Source organism: Paenibacillus sp. RC67 (assembly GCF_030020805.1).
Taxonomy (GTDB): Bacteria; Bacillota; Bacilli; order Paenibacillales; family NBRC-103111; genus Paenibacillus_S.
In genome coordinates, this window is the sequence record NZ_CP125098.1 from 6,790,080 (window position 1) to 6,807,027 (window position 16,948).

Consider the following 16,948-nt stretch of genomic DNA (forward strand, 5'->3'; position numbering starts at 1 on the left):
CACTCCTATCTGACCATTTTTCTAAGTCGTTCAATCGTTAGCAGCATGAAATAAAAACCGATCGTGAATCTGAATTTCGCACATGAATAAAAGACTCTCCAAACTAAAGAACAATACGCCGTATCAAATTGCTCAAAAGAACGTTTAATGCGTCGATCATTAAGAATGGTGCCCATCTTTCTGATCTTCATGATCGCTGGAGCTTGATTACTGATACTGATCGTATTTAATCCTAATCCCAACGTGTTTAGACAAATCCGGTTATTCAGGGCCAATGAATATTCGTTCGGCAGCTGCTTATCAGCAATAAAACTTTCAATAAAATTGTAAAGGCTGAACCATTTTTCCTTTAAATCCGGTTTATATCCAGAGGTGACTGATGTATTATTAACCCGCCAATAATGATAATAAGGCTTATTAATAAAGACGAACTTGCGAATGTGATAAAAAGCATGAATATTAAATAATGAATCTTCATTCGTTCCAACCACTTGCAGATCTATGAAGCGCAATCCATTTTGCCGGATCGACTCCGTACGGTACAGTTTGGACCATACCGTCCCCCATGCGTCCAAAAATTCCGGGTTTGCGATTTCTTCATTTAAGGGACCGATTAGACGTCTAAGCATTATATCCTGCACTTCATGCTGCTGATAGCAGACTTTCTCGGGCATTGGAAATACCTTTTCCTTCGAATGGGTGCCAAATTCGCGGAAATAGGTGCACATCACGATATCCGCATTTTCAGCAATTGCCTCGACGTACATCACTTCATACATTTCCTGATCTACCCAGTCATCCGGGTCAACAAACCCGATATATTCACCTTGGGCTATATTAATGCCTTCATTACGCGCCGAGGACACACCGCCGTTTTCTTTATCAATGATGACAATCCGCTGGTCTTTGTCCGCAAACTGTTGAAGAATGTGTAAGGATGCATCGGTAGAACCATCATTTACAGCAATAATTTCTATCTCGCCTAGGGTCTGCGACAGCAGGCTATCCAGGCATCGTCCCAAATAAGCCTCGACATTAAATATAGGCACCACTATACTTACTTTTGGTTTCATTTCCATCCCCCGAAAAGTAATGCGAATAAATACCGGCTAGCTCCAATCCTACTTGAGTGATCGAATACTGGCGCATCCGGTTCATACTTTCCATTCCCATCTTGGCACACAGATCTCGTGATTTACTTAATTCAACCATTCTGGCAGCAAACTCCCCGCGATTCTGTCCATTGACAATATACCCGTTCACCGCATCCTCTATCAGCTCGGAATGTCCCCTGTTGGCGCTTGCTATTACCGGTAGTCCACATGCCATCGCCTCCATAATATTGACAGGTAGACCTTCTCGGAGACTTGATGCTACTGCTACATCACACAGAGGAAGCAGCAAAGAGATATCCTTACGATAACCTAGGAATTCAACTTTTTCTGCTACTCCAAGCTCCGCAGCAAGTTCACGGCATTTTTCTTGGAGTGTACCTTCTCCTGCCAGCAAAAGCCTTGCATGAGGTACTTGATCTTGTATTAGGGCTAATGCATGAATAAGTAACTGTTGGTTTTTGTTCTTGTTAAATTCTGCGGCATAAAACATTAAAAATTCATCTGGAGTGTATCCTAACCGCTTCCTAGATAAAATTCTTTCTTGTTCCCCAACAGGTTTAAACCGTTCGGTACTCACCCCGACTCCGTGAACAAGATCTATTCGATCGGCTCCGAACCGATGGTTAACAGCCAAGTTATAATCCTCATTGTTTATGGTTATTAGACAATCTGTATAACGGGACAGCATTTTTTCAATTGGATAATACATAAGCCAGTTGATATAAGAAGCACCTTGGCAAAAATGAAAGCCATGGGCGGTATACAGCACCTTTGTCCCTCGTTTACGCGCCTTTCTTGCTGCGAGACGGGCTAATACGCCCCCCATAGGGGTATGGCAATGAATCATATCATATTGATTGTCATCAATAATCGTTTTGAGCCGATAATAGACTTCCAGATTTTGCAGCTTGAAAGGTGATCTTTGGATAGGAATGTCGAACTTCTTATCTACATAGGGCAGCTCCATTTGACCGTTGGCAGCCACATGAACTTCCCAGCCTTGCTCCTTAAACCAGCTCATATACGGCAAATGAAAGGCTTTAAAGTGATAGTCCATCGTTGCGCAAAATAGGATCTTGTTAGTCACGGGATCACCTATTTAATCAATTCTTTTTCCAAAACTCGTGACAAATAGCTGAGCAGATCGTAACGCAAATCGTCTCTCTGAAGCGCAAATTCAATTGTCGTCTGGATAAAGCCCATTTTCTCGCCGACATCATGACGTGTTCCGTGGAACTCGTACGCATAAACTGCTTCTTTACGGTTCAACTCCGCAATACCGTCCGTAAGCTGAATTTCCGATCCTGCTCCCGGTTCCTGGTTGTTTAAAATATCAAATATACGAGGGCTTAAAATATAACGTCCCATAATAGCGAGATTCGAAGGGGCAAACTCTTTCTTCGGCTTTTCCACCAAATGCCGCACCTTATAGAAACGTTCATCCATAGGATTGCCGTCCACGATACCATACCGTGATACTTCATCGTCCGACACATGCTTAACCCCGATAATCGAAGCTCGATAATGCTCATAAAGCTCCATCATTTGCTGCAAGCACGGCTTCTCCGCCCGGACAATATCGTCGCCGAGAAGAACGGCAAACGGCTCATCACCGATAAACTTACGTGCGCACCATATGGCATGCCCTAAGCCCTTAGGCTCCTTCTGACGAATATAATGAATGTCCACATTCGCTGACTTCTGCACTTCATTCAACAAGTCGAACTTTTGTTTCTCCAGCAAATTTTGTTCCAGCTCGAAGGAGCTGTCAAAATGGTCCTCAATGGCTCGCTTTCCTTTACCCGTCACGATAATAATGTCCTCAATACCGGACTCTATCGCTTCTTCCACAATGTATTGAATGGTGGGTTTATCTACTATAGGCAGCATTTCTTTGGGCATAGCCTTCGTTGCAGGAAGAAATCGGGTCCCTAGCCCTGCAGCTGGAATAATCGCTTTTCTTACTTTCATCTCTTTATCCACTCCTTATCAACCAATCGAAATCAACTTCTTAGAAGTTGTAATCATGTTTCCGTTAGCTAAATTAAGCAGCTGTTCTCGCAAAATGACTCCATCCAAGGTCGAATAATTGTTAATCATTTTACGGATTTCTTCTATGTACAAATCTGCCGATTTGCCAATATAAATTTTCGGATATACTTGCTGCTCCTCAATTTCATTGACTTGTAGCAACTCTTCAAATAGCTTCTCGCCAGGCCTTACACCTGTAAATACGATTTCGATATCATCTACAGAATTACCCGAGAGCTTGATCAAGTTTTTTGCCAGATCGACGATCTTGACCGGATCCCCCATGTCGAGAACGAAGACTTCACCGCCTCTAGCCAATGCTCCAGCTTGGATAACCAAACGTGAAGCCTCTGGTATCGTCATAAAGTAACGAATCATATCCGGATGCGTTACAGAAACCGGTCCTCCCTTTTCAATTTGCTGCTTGAAACGGGGTATGACACTGCCACGGCTTCCGAGCACATTGCCGAATCGAACGGCGACGAACTTGGTCTCGCTGCTCTTATCCATATGCTGAATAATCATCTCAGCTAACCGCTTGGTGGCTCCCATAACACTGGTCGGATTGACTGCTTTATCGGTTGAGATCATAACGAAAGTGCCTACTCCGAACTTGCTCGCCGCTTTGGCTACATTCATCGTTCCGATAACATTGTTCTTGACCGCTTCCTCCGGATTTCGTTCCATTAACGGAACATGCTTATGAGCAGCGGCATGATAGACCACATGAGGACGGTATTTGTTCATAATAGACATCATTTTTACCGAATCCTGAATATCAGCAATTTCTGTCATAAATTTAATGTCCGTCAACCCGCATCTATCCCGAAGCTCCATCTCGATGGAATAAATGCTGTTTTCTCCATGACCGAGCAGGATTAATTGACTTGGATTAAAACGAGTAATTTGCCGGCAAATCTCTGAGCCGATGGATCCGCCTGCTCCAGTTACCAATACTCTTTTTTGCGTTATGTATTCGGAAATGCTGTCTATATCGAGTTCAATTGGTTCTCTGCCAAGCAAATCCTCCACCTGAACGTCACGGAACTGGTTCACCGACAGCTTGCCGGTCACGATGTCCTCCAGCATAGGCAGTATTTGCGTTTTGGCCGAAGTCTTCGCGCATTCCCTGAATATGTTGTTAAGTTCTTTTTTTCCAAGCGATGGTATGGCAATAACAATGTTATCGATGTGCAGATCCGCTACAGCTTTTTCAATCTGATCAATGCCGCCAACGACAGGCACACCCAGAATATCCAGATGCTGAATATTGGTGTTGTCATCGATAAAGGCAACAGGCAGAAGCTCTGCGTCATGACTTTTAATTAATTGTCTAACAACCATCATGCCTGCGGAACCGGCGCCTACGATTAAAGTGCGTTTTTTATTGACATCTTTTTTAATGTAAATATCCCTTACAATCCTCCAGCAGAAACGCGAGCCTCCAATCAGCAGGATGTGAAGCATCCACGTTACCGCAAGCAGCCTAACATAAATATCCTGAACGATAATTTCCTGAATAAAGGCTGCCGAAACAACAGAAAGTGTAATGGCTTTGAAAATACAGACTAACTCTCCAATGCTGGCGTATTCCCAAGCTTTTTTGTACAGCTTATAAATCATGGAGAACACATGGTGACTGAGCAGCAACGTGATAGAGCTGACAACCAACGGTAATGTAATGACATGAAGATCGGCTTCTAATAGGAATCTGCTGAAGAAAATGGATGTCAATACGATGGCAGAATCGACCAAAATTAATAACGACAACCTTTGATGGTATGACAAAAATGTTCACCCTCTCAATAAAGTACTTAAGTATAAGGCCTTCATGAAAGACCCTATAATTAAACCCTTTAATGTTATGCAGGGCATCTAACCCCTCCTCTCACCACACCCTTGACGACTGGCGTCTAAGGTTAGAACAACCCACAGCATGGTCGAGTACCTCCTTTGATAACGGTTAGGAGATATCACCGGAACAGGCTTGCATGTTCTTTATAAAGAACATCGAGGCAAAAAAAAAAAGAAATTTCTATAGGATGCTCTCTTAGTGATCGCAATTGTTGTCTCGTTTTGTCGGAATGTTTATAGTTCTCGTGTAGTAGGTCTTAAGGGGAAAAAGTAGAAAAATAACAGAGTTTTGTGCGTTTTTAAGAGGGGTTTTCTGTTAATATTCTTTATAAAGAACATTTAGAACAAAAAAAATGAGCGATTGTTCGCTTGAATGATGCTTAATACCCTCATTCTAGTTCTTTATAAAGAATTTGTCAATAGCGTTTGTGTGTATTTTACCAGTTCCCTCATAATCATTCATTTTACGAGCTACCGGAGGATATATCCGGACTTGGAACACGCTTTACTTTTCTTAATACGTTTTTGATGAGTCCCTCCACGATTCCAAATAAATACTTAAATTCTTCTGTTTTGTAAAAAAGAGCAAGGTATATGACATTAGGAACCATTAGACAGAGGATAACCTTTACCACAAGCATCATGACCGTATCCGCAGAGAACCATTGGCATAGTAAGCTTGTCGCCAGACAAGTTCCAACCCCTATAGCTGTATAATAAGCATAGGTTCCGTAGTAATGCCAAAGCGGCTTCTGAAATATTTTTTTATACACAAAGTAGGGCGTCGTCCAGAAGGGTACCAGCACGGCACTGATCAATGCACCTATGAATACACCCGATAGTCCCATGACTTGAACAAGCCAAATCGAAAATCCCAGATTGATCACAGCCTGAACTAAAGGTGCATAACGATCCTCATGAAAAATACCAGCTGTTGTTTTGACCGTACTAACCGAATTTCTCATTCCTCGTTCATAAAAAGTGACCATTAATACAATCAAGACCATCTTTTCCATTATAAATTGTTTTCCAATCCATAAGGTAATAAATGGCTCAATAATAACGTACATGAATATAGCACAGAAGGAATAAAGCCAGAAATTGAGAAACATGGTCACTTTATACACGCTATAAATTTTTTCTTTGCTCTCTTTAGCTACCAAATTACCGACACTATGATAAATATTGTTGAATATTTGATTTATGAACGTTCTGCATATTTCAATCAGCATATTATAGTTGGAATACAATCCTACCGCTGCAATGCTAACAAAGGTTGAAATCATAATATTGCTGGTTCCGAATATGAAATAATTCCCGACATTTTGCAAAATGATGGCTTTGACATTTTTGATGATGTTGTTTTTGGTTATGGCATCGAGTTTGGTGGTTACCTTTTCTTTTAAATAAGGATACATTTTATCAACTATTCTGGAAAGGATCATACTGTTACTTATGGTGATGAAGCTATCGATAAATAAATATAAAATGTAGTTTTGCGTGAAATATAATATGACGATCTTAAGACACGTAGACAATATGGAGGAAATCGAATAGATACCGGTAATAATGTAGCCTTTTTGGGTTACGTTCAAAAACGAATTTTTATATAAATACAAGTATGGCGCTACCGTATTAATTAAGAACACAAGGTAGATAAGATGAATATTATCCACATTAGCATCTTTGACGAACAGTGAAAGGAACGGCATTACGGCTAGCCCTAAAACTGATACAAATAAAGCTATGTACAGATAAGCTTTTTTATACAGTTTCATTAACATTCTAATTTTTTCTTTATCATTTTCTGCCACAGGTTTATATAAGTTGTAAACGATACTGGATCCTATACCCGCTTCTGCCAAAGAGAGCATGGCTAATATATTAGTAAATAGCCCGTTGACCCCTAAGTACTCTAAGCCAAGCGTATGTATGAATATGGTTCGTGAAAAGAAACTAAGCAAAGTAATAATAAGTTGATTTCCTAAACCTACGGAAATATTGATAATCGAATTTTTTGTTCTCATGGTTTTCCCCAACTATTAGTTGGATAGCAATCATATAATTCTTTAACCATTAGATCGTTTTGGTATTTTGTCATTATTTTTATCATCATTTCACCCAACCTTAGAAAAGGTATTGGAATTCATCAATCGGATGCAAAATCCTTGCGTAAACGGAAGCACATTAAATAGCATGGAGTAGACTCCGATATCCTTCGTATCCCCCTGGGAAAAATCGACCGCACCGTTTCTTCGAGTTGCCTGCATCAAATAACGAACTGCTTGATCTGCACTGTCCATACACATCTGTGAAATCTCCTCTATCTTCGATGCCTGGAGCATAAACCACCCCAATGTAGCCGTCGTGGAGGAGTCCGGCCTGCATTCTCCCCGTGTTACCGTCCAGCTCCAATTGCCGGATGGCTGTTGAAAGGATTTGGCAGCAATGGCGAATTTCTTTATGCTAGCCTCCAGATCCGCTTTATAGGGATGACCTTCCGGAAGCTCGTTCCATGCATCAATAAGTCCGATGGAGAACCAACCAAGCCCTCTACCCCAGCCATACAGCCCAAGAGGCAGTTTATTGTCAATTTGATATGCGTGACTCGGAATAAAATGATGCTCGAGCATCCCATTTTCTTCATAGGCCTTAATCTGCTTGACGGCCAATTCAATACATTCTTCTTTTTCGTAGCGGACACCGTACGAAACCAGAAACGGACAAATAAAACCTATCGTATCGACGTACCGGTAGCTTTGCATAAACTTACGATAAGCTACTGTACCGTCCTGCCCCTTATGATCTTGAATCATCTCCCAAACATAATCAAATGCTGCCTTGTAACGATCTGTATCAATGAATTCAAGCTTCATAATCGAATAAGCTAAGATGGCTCCATCCACCTGCTTCGGCTTATCGATCCATTGGCCTTGGTTATCCAACTTTGAACTCAGAAACTTCGTGATTTCCTGCTTTACTTCTGAATCGTTGTTTTGCTTCACATATTCAGCTAGTCCCATAACTAGAGCAGCCTCTTGCCAATGTTGAATCGCACTTTTCGTGTAATTTCCTCTGAGCATATCTATAGCTACAAATCGGGTATTGTCCGTTACTTTAATCTTAGGGGTGTTATTCAACCAACGAATGCCTCTAGTTGTAATGGACCTATTCCATACTTGTTTATCCTGGTAGCGTCCAATATGGATTCTGCTGACCCAATCCCTTCCGATAGGGACAATATCGATAAGGATGACAACAGCGATGAGAAGTAGCAATAACATACTTACTATTTGAATCAGCATGAAATCGGTCCTTTCCTTTTACGCGAATAACTCGTATAATTTATTGATTTCAGATTCGGTTCCTAGCTTCTCCCTCGATAAATTGCTCGAAAGTGTATTTCTCAGCTTTTCATCGTCTATCAAGGATCTAATGGCAGAAAATAATGAGGTAGAGTCCATATCTACAATTAAACCATTCTCTTTATCGTTAATTTGATCCTTAGCAGTACTGAAATTCGTTACCACAATGGGCTTATGAAGAATCTTCGCTTCATCTATCGCAATAGATTTCCCCTCAAAGCGCGACGGCTGCACATAAATATCTGCATCTTTGATATATGGATACGGGTTTTCTTTCAAACCCATCAAAACAAAGGCATCCTCCAGTCGGTTATCCACTATCAGCTGTTCCAGCTTCCCCCGGTCTTCTCCTTCACCAATGATGTACCATTTGATTGGATAGCCATTTTGCACCAGTTCCTTACAGGTTTCTATAGCCAGCTCGAAGCCCTTCTGATAATTCAATCGCCCAACCGAAACCAGCCTTGTGGGAGCCTCATTCCATTCAGCCCGCTCCAACGCTAATTTATATATGGCGGCAGGGGAGACAATGTTGTACATGACGTCTACTTTGTGCTCATACATCGGAAACCTGCGCTTCAATATATGGCCACATTCCTCGGATACCGTAACCAGATGGTCGAGCTTCTCAAAATAAGTCCGATCCAGCTCCGGGTCCATACCCAATTTATCGTAGTCATTATGGATAAATCCGATTTTTTTATGTGCTTTGACTTTGTCTATACAAAAATAAATTGGACTTTTCTCAAGGTATCCTACGGCAATATCATAAGGTTTATCTATGTTTTTCAACGATTTCGATATATACTTCCATACTCTCTGTTCACATCGAACTCTGTTTTTTTCGCTTTTAAAAATCACGCCAGCAAGGCTTCTCATTAAGGCAATATGCGGTCTCCCCTTCCGCAAGCAGTCAAGGATCGCAGTTTTTATAGACATATCGTAGTACTTATATTCCCCAGGCTCCTCCAATAAATGAACAGACTTTGGAATTTGGTTCATAAATATCCCATCATGCTTGAATAAAAACAAATCGACTTCGTATGCTGAATAATCTATCGTCTCCAAAAGCGAGATCAATGCTTTCTCAGCCCCGCCGCAGCGCATATTGTTCATTATAAAGAGAACCTTTTTTTCATGACCATCACCCGCTCACTAATCCGTAGAACTTAATTATTTCTTCTTCCGTACCTAATTTCAACTTTGATAAGTTGGATTCCAGATTTCTCCTCAAGCCATTATCGATAATCAGCTTCTCTATTCCCTCCACAATAGCATCTACGTTCATCTCTACTATGAGGCCGTCTTTTCCATCATGAATTTGATCCTTTGCTGTACTAAAATTGGTCACGAGGATCGGCTTATTTAATATTTTGGCTTCATCAATAGCTATGGATTTGCCTTCAAATCTCGAGGTTTGTGCGTAAATATCTGCCTGCTTCATATATGGGTATGGGTTTGATTTCAAGCCCAGTAAATTAAAATGGTTCGTTAATTGATTTTGCTCTATCAGTTCCATCAGTTTCCCTCTCTCATCACCCTCCCCGATAATATTCCACGTGATATTGTACCCGAGATCGATAAGCTTTTTACATGACATGACCGCCATCTCAAATCCTTTCTGAGGATGAAGCCTGCCCACAGAAAGAATAGCAATTTCATCCCCTCGCTTACGAAGTGCACCTGGAATCGGCTTGTTTGCCATTTGTTGAATCATAGTCGGTGATACGATGTTGTAGATAACTCCCACCTTGTGCTGCTGATCGGGAAATCGATTTCGGAGAATATTCGCACATTCCTCCGACACTGTCACAATATAATCCAACTGCTTGAAGTACCTCGTATCGAAATGCGGGTCCATACCCAGTTGGTCGTAATCGATATGCACCCAGCCGAGTTTTTTGACCGCATTAACTTTATCAACACAAAAGTAAGTCGATGTTTTTTCCATAAATCCAATCGCTGCATCATATTGATGAGGCAGATGCTCTATCGACCTCGCTAAGTATTTCCATGTATACTGCTCTTTTTGAGAGACATTTTTTCCGATTCGGTTTTTCAGAGAGTACATCAACCGGTTAAAGAATAACCTTCCGTTACCTTTTAGCATGAATTTAGTTAGAGATTGGAACAGTGGTAAAGTAAACACACGATAGGTTCCTGTTAAAGAAAGGAGCCGCACCTCTTTAGGAATAAATTCCATAAACAGACCATTGTGATCCATCAACAGCAAATCTACGTTATAGTATTTAAAATCGATTTTACTCAGCAATGTGACCAAACTTTTCTCTCCGCCACCTGCTGTCAGGCTAGGCATAACAAAAAGTAAGTTCTTTTTCATCCTATACCCCTCTTTTTTTATTGGACTAGCTTATCTAAATACTCGACAGCCTTGTAGGACATTTTCTTTATTCGCGGTATCGATGCTTGAAGCTTTTGTCGGATGAGCCGCTCTTCATTTACCATTTCGTCGAACTTTGCCTTTAACATGGAGCTGTTGGAGATTTGATCAATACTTAGCACCAATTTTTCTTCCCCGAAAATATCTTTGGATATGCCTTTAGACTTGACGCTATAGCCAAGCACCATTGTCGGAACATAATTGGAATAAGCGGCTATCGTAGCATGTGTCCTCGCCCCGATAAAAAATCTCATTCTGGAGATATAGCCCTTATATTGAATAGCCGTCAAATGATTAGGCAGCAGGATAACTCGTTGATTGTCCTTGAATTCCTCATAGTATTGATGAAGCACTTCGTAATCATTATTCCCCCTTCCATTACATGTGGTGTTAACGCAACGGTCATATCTGTCGTATCCAAAATATGAGTAATAAGGTCTCTCACAGCTGCTCGCGATTCCTTGTTTTTCTGCCATACAAGCGGACTGAAATTAAGCCCTACTGTATTGCCTTCCTGCCAGCCTTCAGGCAGATCCAGCTCCTCCTTCTCCATTGTAAACGCAGAATCGGCACATAGTTTGACGTTCGTCAGTCCTTTGGCAACCAGCATATCGTAAGTCAACGTCTCGCGGGCGAGAATCAGATCAAACAAACGAAGATCCTCCAGCTTCCTGTCAGACATGTCTTCTTCTCCTATAGAACAGCCCCATAACACGAGTTTCTTGCCTGATGCTTTGACCCTGCGGTTTATCTCATACCAGCCCGGCTGCTCCCCATAGCAATAGTTGTCTCCGCCTATCGACAAGCAGACATCCATGCTAGGAATATGCTTAACAATATTGTTATGGATTTTGCCTAGCGCATAGGTTTCATCTTGGAACAGCTTCACCTTGACTGCCGACAAAAACCAATCATAGGAATATTTCTTTATTCCGCGGGCAGACCCGTCATATATGCCGTCCAACTTCGTGATAACTTTGTCTGTCTCCGGCTTTCCCGACGCCAGGTACACCTTGGCCCCTTGAATTTTCTCCTTAATAATATGGGTGGATGAACGGACGATGGCTTCACATCCCCGGTTCAGGCTCCCATCGTGGGCAAACATCATAATCTTCATTTCCTAAGCTCCTCCTCTAACGCTCTCCGTTATAATAATTACAGCTAGGTTTTATTTCTTATTCTGCTGTAAGTAGCTGCGACAAATAGTCCCAGAGTGAATCTTTTTCGAATCATATCGGCAATAAATTTCTCATAAGTCCCCAAGGAGGTATACATTTCGCTATAGAAATAGGGCAATGCCTCCCTAACACACGGATCGTTGATCATGTTATTTACATACTTCAATCTTTGAAAAAGACTGATCTCATTCGAAGATTTGAAATAAACATAGATATAGGACATGACACTGTTGATAAGCTTGATGGAGCGCAGCTGCTGAATTCTCATCTTATCTAGGGTAGTCAAGTAGATATCCGGAATGTCCAGGGAGTATACTTCCAAAGCCCGCTTGAAGTAGTCCTTTTCCAAAATATTTCTTGTCGCACTGCCCACGACCTCACGATAATGATATCCGGTATAATTGATGTACTGGATATGGTCGGCATGCCGGAAGAACTGCATATTAAACAATCCATCTTCCCCTAGAGCTACTTTTTCGGGAAATTTGACTTGATAGTCCTGTATCCGTTTGTTTTTATACAATTTGCTGCAGACCGTATTCAATTGATCCGATTTGAGGAAATAAGTCAAAATTTCTTGCTCGATATAATCTTTTTTCAGAACCGTATCCAACGGGAAGGGATAGGTCGTTATGATTTTATGACCCTCAATTTCACTTTCAAAATTGGAGATGACGACGTCGTAGTCGCTCTGCTTGGCTGTATTGTAGAGGACTTCATACATATCCTTGTCTACATAATCATCGGCATCGACAAATCCAATATATTCCCCGACTGCTTCTTGTAACCCTGCATTCCTGGCTGCGCTAACCCCTTGATTGGATTGATGGATCAGCTTGATTCTCGGGTCCGATTGCCGATACGCCTCAATAACTTCCCCGCTTCGATCCTTGGATCCGTCATTCACAAATATAAACTCGCATTCTTGCAATGTCTGGTTTTGCAAAGATTCGACACAGTGAGCTACATACTGCTCAGCGTTATATACCGGCACAATCACACTTACTTTGATACTCATGTCTCTGATCACTCCGCAACTAAAATCTCTCTATGCTGTACCGCCTTATCCAATAAGCTGGTACAGCTTATCTAATTCATTGGCATTGCCATAATCCTTATCTTTGAGGTTGTCAATGAGCTGGGACCTGATATCCTGCTTCTTATACAATCTTTCAATGCCCTCGGCTATTCCCTCCACATTCAAATCGCATATCAATCCGTCGACCTCATTCTCTACCTGGCTGCCAGCTGTTGGGTAATTGGTGATAAGAACCGGTTTCCCTAAAATTTGAGCCTCTGTTACCGTAACCGCCTTTCCTTCGTAGCGTGACGGCTGTACATATAGATCAGCTGCTTTCATATAGGGATAGGGGTTCGTTTTTTTGCCTAACAATATGAATTGATCTTCCAGCTGATACTCCTTGATTAATTGCTGGATCATTTCCTCATCTCCACCATATCCGACCACGTACCAAGCCATCCGATCATAGCCTTTATCCTTTAGAAGCTTCAAAGCTCTAACCGCATTATCGATCCCTTTGGCATGGGATAATCGGGCAACCGTCATAATTTTAAACCGGCTATCGCTTTCAATAGGCTCTGCAGTTTCCTGGACAGCCATCGTTTTTATAAATTCCGGTGATGTAATGTTCTCTATAACTATGACCTTTGAAACTAGTGAGGGGTATTTCCCCAGAAATGAAGCTTTGCAAGCCTCGGAAACCGCGATAATGCGGTCGAACTGATTCCACATCCGAAGATCCAGCGGTACATCTGTTTCTACATTGGAATAGTCGGTATGGATCCAGGCTATTTTTTGTCGGGCATGAATTTTCTCAGCTACAAAATAATGAGGCCACAAATAGCTGATCGCCACATCATATTGCTTTTCCAGCTTGGGCAAATACGGCAGCGCATACTTCCACATCAGCTGCATTTGATAATAGCCCGGCTCGGTAAATTTGCGAATCTTCCCCAGAAGCTCCGCGTTCAGCTTAGAAGCAATTCGTGACAAGCCGATTCGATACTGCCTATCTTTGAGGATCTCCGCGATCGATTTGCGAAACGTCGCATACTCCGGGATTTCTTCAATGAGGTTGGCGCTAGAAGAAATTAAATTCATAAAATCGCCCTTATGCCTATAAAGCATTAGATCCACCGAATAATGCTCATAATCGAAATGCTCCAGCATGCTGGCAAGGCTTCGTTCTACTCCTCCGACCTCCATATCGTAGGAGGCAATAAGTATGTTCTTCATTGTGACCCCCTACATTTTTGAGACCAGTTTCCTCAGCCTTGCAATATTGTCCCCGCCAATCCATTGGGCTGCTATCGTTTTCACCTTGCTTTTAAGTCTCGCCTTGGGAGATAACCAGCTTTTATGAAATAGATGCATTGCATATGTATTTTCCGTTATAAATTTGCGGCAATTAATATAGTCGTAAGGTGAAAAATACGTTTGGGGATAAAAGACACCTATTCCTTCCATCTCCTGATACTCTCCATTGGGCTTCAGTCCAAGCTCCTCCAGCATTCTCGTTACGATGGCGACATTAGTCAAATCATCTTGGGTGCCATCCTCTTTAATAAAGGTCTTGCCATCGTAAGATTCAAGGAAGCGTTGAACGAGCTTATTTCCTTTGGCTGCGCCTATCGTGCTTGTCGCGATGTAATTCTCCTGCTCGAATCCCCAGAACGATGCATGATGCAGCAGATCATCGAAGGGCTTGAAAACCTCCACATCCGTGTCCAGATAAATACCGCCAAAATGATACAATGCATGGACCCTTACATAATCGCTGACAAAAGCGAATTTACCTGCATCATAAGCCTGCTTTATGTATAGATTGCTGTTGATATCAAAGGTTTCTTCATTCCATTCAAAAATTTCGTAGCCTTGCAGGTGGCTCTGCCAGGTCTGTAGGCATCGTCGAACCATTTCAGGCTTCTCTTTACCGCCAAACCAGCAATAGTGAATGACTCTCGGGATTTGACGGGTTGGATGGTGATTTGCGATCACTTTGTGTCCCTCCTTTTGTCTTTATATTCAGACGAATTAATTCTCTATAAAGAACAACCAAACAAAAAAATGAAGGTGTCACCACCATTATTGTCCCGAACCACTGCTATTCCGCTTCTTACTTTATGGTAATTCTTTATAACGAACGTGTCAATACAAAATTTTACTTTTGTGACATCATTGTCGAATCCTGAAACTGATTTCCTAGCAAGTGGGAAAATACTCTTCCTTTTTCATTGGCTAATTGATGGAAGCCGCCCCGCTGCACAATGGTTCCTTCATCCAATACAATAACCTGATCTGCGTTACGAATTGTCGATAAACGATGAGCGATTACTATGATGGTCATCGTTCCCTTTAGCCGTTCCAATGCTTCTTGAATTTTGGCCTCATTCTCCGTATCCAATGCGCTGGTGGCTTCATCCAGTACAAGAATCGAAGGCTTTCTTAATATTGCTCTAGCCAATACCAACCGTTGTCGTTCTCCACCAGATAATCGGACACCTCTATCACCTATAAGCGTATCCAAGCCATTAGGAAGACGGTTAACAAATTCCCCCGCAGCAAATCGCAGCGCCTCCCATAACTCCTCTTCGCTAGAATTGGGATTCATCAGCAGTAAATTGTCTCTAATCGTTCCATTAAACAAGAACGGCTCTTGAGGCACATAGCTAATCGCTTTTCTAAATCTGAGCAGGTTATCCTTTGTCAAAGGAATACCATCGATGAGAATCTGTCCATGATCCGGCTGCAGCATCCCCATCACGATATCGATCAATGTACTTTTGCCTGCACCCGATCGGCCAATGATGGCTGTCATTTGATTCGCTACAATATGCAGATGAATACGTTCTAGTGCATAGATCGGAGAGTTCTTGTCATATCTGAAATAAATATCGCGGCATTCGATACCTTCTTGTATGCGGAGTGGCTTCACTTGACTGTAATCCAGAGTGCTGATACTGACCTCTCTGGTTTCCACGCATTCCTTCTTAAGCTCGGATAAATAGGAAAAAGCGGGGATTGCAGCGGCAATCTGCTCCAAACTGGATTGAATTCCGGTAAATCTGGGCCATAGCCTTGAAAATATCATGATGATCAGCAGCAGCTGTTCCCCTTGGGTCTGAAACAAAATAACGGAGAAAAAAATAAACGCGGCAATGATCAACGTGGAAGCGGTCTTGTAGTATAACTGGGATTGCGAGCCCAGCTTGGCGTGCTCGTAACGCTCTTGGGCTACCATAACGTTCCAGTTTTGAAGCCAGCGGTGTCGAGAAGGCTCCAGCATATTGCTTTTTATATCTTTAATGCCGTTAAAATGATCGGTAATGGCCCCAATATAGCTTCGTGCTACATCCGATGTTTGGGCACCAAGCTTGCGGGATCTTCTAATGAAAGTACGTGAGAACAAAGCCATTACGAGGCCGCAGGCCATAACAAACAGTGTCATCTTCGCTGATAGCCAGAAGGCAATGCCAATTTGAATGACCATAAATACAAGCGAAGCCAATAGCTGCATAAAGACAAAGGTTCCATTTGTTACTCTCCCGAGCTCATTCGTCATTGCATTAATCAGATCCGATTTTCTTTTTTTAATAAAGAAGCTCCAATTGGCCTGCAATAAAGCCTGATACGTTTCCATTCGGATATGATTGACAAAACCTGCGTGAATTTGAATATCCCTCATATTAAGACTGCGTTGAACAATGCCTTGACCGATAACTAATAAGAGATAGAATCCCAAGATCAGGATCAGCCCGACTGGCCTAGAAATCTCTTTGAGAAAATCCAGCAGCCCCATGAATGGAAGTGCAGATGTTTGGATATTGATAATACCGCTGATGCTCAGCAAGGGAAGTAATAAAAAAACACCCATTCCATCCAAAAAACCAATCAACGTCATGCCCAGAAGATTCATATATAGTACCTTCCCCCCGTAGGCATGCAATTTTCGGGTGTAATACAAGACATGCTCCATTCCGTTC

General features: G+C 41.9%; 12 protein-coding genes and 1 pseudogene. All 13 read right to left on the reverse strand.

Going from position 1 to position 16,948, the window contains the following annotated elements; all coding sequences use genetic code 11:
* Nucleotides 1-5 precede the first annotated feature (5 nt).
* The 13 genes and pseudogenes from QMA13_RS30805 to QMA13_RS30865 all read right to left on the reverse strand — a co-directional run bounded on the left by QMA13_RS30805 (nt 6) and on the right by QMA13_RS30865 (nt 16,941).
* Nucleotides 6-1,073: a glycosyltransferase gene (locus tag QMA13_RS30805; RefSeq protein ID WP_282937456.1), complete on the reverse strand. Its 1,068-nt coding sequence runs from the start codon at nt 1,071-1,073 to the stop codon at nt 6-8.
* Complete coding sequence (locus tag QMA13_RS30810; protein ID WP_481858257.1) at nt 1,036-2,172, reverse strand: glycosyltransferase family 4 protein; 1,137 nt, start codon at nt 2,170-2,172, stop codon at nt 1,036-1,038. The genes QMA13_RS30805 and QMA13_RS30810 overlap by 38 nt, the downstream gene beginning before the upstream one ends.
* Nucleotides 2,173-2,210: 38 nt before the next feature.
* On the reverse strand, nt 2,211-3,086 hold the full coding sequence (gene galU / locus QMA13_RS30815) for a UTP--glucose-1-phosphate uridylyltransferase GalU (RefSeq protein WP_282937458.1): 876 nt from the start codon (nt 3,084-3,086) through the stop codon (nt 2,211-2,213).
* Nucleotides 3,087-3,104: 18 nt separating this feature from the next.
* Complete coding sequence (locus QMA13_RS30820) at nt 3,105-4,934, reverse strand: polysaccharide biosynthesis protein (protein WP_282937459.1); 1,830 nt, start codon at nt 4,932-4,934, stop codon at nt 3,105-3,107.
* A 530-nt stretch (nt 4,935-5,464) separates the two neighbouring features.
* Entirely contained in the window at nt 5,465-7,027 is a 1,563-nt protein-coding gene (locus QMA13_RS30825) for a lipopolysaccharide biosynthesis protein (protein ID WP_282937460.1), read from the reverse strand.
* Between the two features lie 90 nt (nt 7,028-7,117).
* Nucleotides 7,118-8,305, reverse strand: coding sequence for a glycoside hydrolase family 88 protein (locus tag QMA13_RS30830; protein ID WP_282937461.1), 1,188 nt, complete (start codon nt 8,303-8,305; stop codon nt 7,118-7,120).
* An 18-nt stretch (nt 8,306-8,323) separates the two neighbouring features.
* Nucleotides 8,324-9,481, reverse strand: coding sequence for a glycosyltransferase (locus QMA13_RS30835; RefSeq protein ID WP_282937462.1), 1,158 nt, complete (start codon nt 9,479-9,481; stop codon nt 8,324-8,326).
* Nucleotides 9,482-9,509: 28 nt separating this feature from the next.
* Nucleotides 9,510-10,706 carry a glycosyltransferase gene (locus QMA13_RS30840; protein ID WP_282937463.1) on the reverse strand — a complete coding sequence of 399 codons (1,197 nt, stop codon included), beginning with the start codon at nt 10,704-10,706 and terminating at the stop codon, nt 9,510-9,512.
* A gap of 17 nt (nt 10,707-10,723) precedes the next feature.
* Nucleotides 10,724-11,883: pseudogene (locus QMA13_RS30845) on the reverse strand (polysaccharide pyruvyl transferase family protein).
* Between the two features lie 44 nt (nt 11,884-11,927).
* Nucleotides 11,928-12,962: a glycosyltransferase family 2 protein gene (locus QMA13_RS30850; RefSeq protein WP_282937464.1), complete on the reverse strand. Its 1,035-nt coding sequence runs from the start codon at nt 12,960-12,962 to the stop codon at nt 11,928-11,930.
* 45 nt (nt 12,963-13,007) lie between these two features.
* Complete coding sequence (locus tag QMA13_RS30855; RefSeq protein WP_282937465.1) at nt 13,008-14,201, reverse strand: glycosyltransferase; 1,194 nt, start codon at nt 14,199-14,201, stop codon at nt 13,008-13,010.
* Between the two features lie 9 nt (nt 14,202-14,210).
* The gene (locus tag QMA13_RS30860) at nt 14,211-14,960 is read right to left on the reverse strand and encodes a glycosyltransferase family 32 protein (RefSeq protein WP_282943653.1); all 750 of its coding nucleotides are present in this window, start codon (nt 14,958-14,960) and stop codon (nt 14,211-14,213) included.
* Nucleotides 14,961-15,126: 166 nt separating this feature from the next.
* Nucleotides 15,127-16,941, reverse strand: a complete 1,815-nt coding sequence (locus tag QMA13_RS30865; RefSeq protein ID WP_282937466.1) for an ABC transporter ATP-binding protein — start codon at nt 16,939-16,941, stop codon at nt 15,127-15,129.
* Between the last annotated feature and the right edge of the window lie 7 nt (nt 16,942-16,948).